The organism is Streptococcus parasanguinis (assembly GCF_001069785.1).
Taxonomy (GTDB): domain Bacteria; phylum Bacillota; class Bacilli; order Lactobacillales; family Streptococcaceae; genus Streptococcus; species Streptococcus parasanguinis_T.
The window spans coordinates 1-2,184 of the sequence record NZ_JVSR01000072.1; the positions used below are offsets into that span (position 1 = coordinate 1).

Sequence of the window (2,184 nt, forward strand, 5' to 3'; positions counted from 1 at the left end):
TTTATTTATCTTGATGCTTCTTCCCTCTTTGGTAGCCAATGACATAGAAGATGATCCCTGCACCGATGCTACCTTGTAGGGTAAAGAGTAAGCTCTCTACTTCTGATCCTGGTGGTTCAAACAATGGTGAAAACCAAGGTTTATAGTCCTTTTGAATAGTCGAAATAGCATTTTCTGCGGCATCATCCGTACCACTATATTCTACTCCTTTAGGGGCAAATAAGAAAGCACCGACAATAATTACAACAATAGCTGCTAATAACAAAAGATTCTTATGTTTTTTCATAGGAATAGACCCTCTCTTTCACTAGCATTTTCTGAAATCAAGTTATAGAAGATTACTGTAAGTAGTCCTTCTACAATCGCAATTGGAATTTGTGTAATGAGAAAGACTCCCAAGAACTTAATGGTAGATCCGAATACTCCTGTAGTTGGATCTGGGAAAACCAGGCCAAGTTGAAGGGAAGTTGTTGCATAAGTTGCCAAATCAGCAATCATCGCACACAAGAAGAGTGAGACTGGTTTAGATAGTTTCAAAGAGCGACTGAATTTATAAACTGCAAATCCGACAAAAGGACCAACTACAGCCATTGAGAAGGCATTAGCACCAAGTGTTGTCAAACCACCGTGGGCTAAAAGAAGAGCTTGGAACAACAAACAAATGGTTCCTAAGACACTAATAACAGATGGCCCAAACATCGCAGTTCCCAAACCTACACCAGTTGGGTGAGAGCTAGATCCAGTTACGGAAGGGATTTTCAATGAAGATAAGATAAAGATGAAGGCACCTGACAAGGCCAACATAGTTTTTGAATTTGGATCTTTTGAAACAATCTTCTTAATCTTGATCAAACCGAAGATGAAGAATGGTAAAAATAGTAAGAACCAAACGATACACCATACCAATGGGAGATAGCCTTCCATAATGTGCATAGCAGAAACAGGTTGAGGTCTAAAGATGAATAGCAATACTAATAAAGCAATTGCTAGCATTTTTTTACTTTTTTTCATAATTGCACTCCTTTTTCTTTACCCTAATGGATGTTTCTTAACCAATAGGGTTGTAGAATAAAATCTAGAACAGTAATAGAGAAATAGAGGAGGAAAACCAGACATCATATATTAAATAGAATTTCCTCCTACTCCAGCTTTATTTATCTTGATGCTTCTTCCCTCTTTGGTAGCCAATGACATAGAAGATGATCCCTGCACCGATGCTACCTTGTAGGGTAAAGAGTAAGCTCTCTACTTCTGATCCTGGTGGTTCAAACAATGGTGAAAACCAAGGTTTATAGTCCTTTTGAATAGTCGAAATAGCATTTTCTGCGGCATCATCCGTACCACTATATTCTACTCCTTTAGGGGCAAATAAGAAAGCACCGACAATAATTACAACAATAGCTGCTAATAACAAAAGATTCTTATGTTTTTTCATAGGAATAGACCCTCTCTTTCACTAGCATTTTCTGAAATCAAGTTATAGAAGATTACTGTAAGTAGTCCTTCTACAATCGCAATTGGAATTTGTGTAATGAGAAAGACTCCCAAGAACTTAATGGTAGATCCGAATACTCCTGTAGTTGGATCTGGGAAAACCAGGCCAAGTTGAAGGGAAGTTGTTGCATAAGTTGCCAAATCAGCAATCATCGCACACAAGAAGAGTGAGACTGGTTTAGATAGTTTCAAAGAGCGACTGAATTTATAAACTGCAAATCCGACAAAAGGACCAACTACAGCCATTGAGAAGGCATTAGCACCAAGTGTTGTCAAACCACCGTGGGCTAAAAGAAGAGCTTGGAACAACAAACAAATGGTTCCTAAGACACTAATAACAGATGGCCCAAACATCGCAGTTCCCAAACCTACACCAGTTGGGTGAGAGCTAGATCCAGTTACGGAAGGGATTTTCAATGAAGATAAGATAAAGATGAAGGCACCTGACAAGGCCAACATAGTTTTTGAATTTGGATCTTTTGAAACAATCTTCTTAATCTTGATCAAACCGAAGATGAAGAATGGTAAAAATAGTAAGAACCAAACGATACACCATACCAATGGGAGATAGCCTTCCATAATGTGCATAGCAGAAACAGGTTGAGGTCTAAAGATGAATAGCAATACTAATAAAGCAATTGCTAGCATTTTTTTACTTTTTTTCATAATTGCACTCCTTTTTCTTTACCC

General features: G+C 38.0%; 4 protein-coding genes. All 4 read right to left on the bottom strand.

All coding sequences use genetic code 11. From position 1 onward, the window contains the following. Position 1 precedes the first annotated feature (1 nt). Positions 2 to 286 (bottom strand): energy-coupling factor ABC transporter substrate-binding protein, encoded by a 285-nt coding sequence (locus tag ADG03_RS05870; RefSeq protein ID WP_049472704.1) that lies wholly within the window; start codon positions 284 to 286, stop codon positions 2 to 4. Further along, the gene (locus ADG03_RS05875) at positions 283 to 1,011 is read right to left on the bottom strand and encodes an energy-coupling factor ABC transporter permease (protein ID WP_049472705.1); all 729 of its coding nucleotides are present in this window, start codon (positions 1,009 to 1,011) and stop codon (positions 283 to 285) included. The genes ADG03_RS05870 and ADG03_RS05875 overlap by 4 nt, the downstream gene beginning before the upstream one ends. 139 nt (positions 1,012 to 1,150) lie before the next feature. Further along, the gene (locus ADG03_RS05880) at positions 1,151 to 1,435 is read right to left on the bottom strand and encodes an energy-coupling factor ABC transporter substrate-binding protein (protein ID WP_049472704.1); all 285 of its coding nucleotides are present in this window, start codon (positions 1,433 to 1,435) and stop codon (positions 1,151 to 1,153) included. Then, positions 1,432 to 2,160, bottom strand: coding sequence for an energy-coupling factor ABC transporter permease (locus ADG03_RS05885; RefSeq protein ID WP_049472705.1), 729 nt, complete (start codon positions 2,158 to 2,160; stop codon positions 1,432 to 1,434). Before ADG03_RS05885 ends, ADG03_RS05880 begins: the two co-directional genes overlap by 4 nt. Positions 2,161 to 2,184 lie beyond the last annotated feature (24 nt).

Bases quoted from the DNA above. Each gene is read 5' to 3' on its own strand.
- ADG03_RS05870 (WP_049472704.1), bottom strand. From the start codon at position 286: ATGAAAAAACATAAGAATCTTTTGTTATTAGCAGCTATTGTTGTAATT.
- ADG03_RS05875 (WP_049472705.1), bottom strand. From the start codon at position 1,011: ATGAAAAAAAGTAAAAAAATGCTAGCAATTGCTTTATTAGTATTGCTA.
- ADG03_RS05880 (WP_049472704.1), bottom strand. From the start codon at position 1,435: ATGAAAAAACATAAGAATCTTTTGTTATTAGCAGCTATTGTTGTAATT.
- ADG03_RS05885 (WP_049472705.1), bottom strand. From the start codon at position 2,160: ATGAAAAAAAGTAAAAAAATGCTAGCAATTGCTTTATTAGTATTGCTA.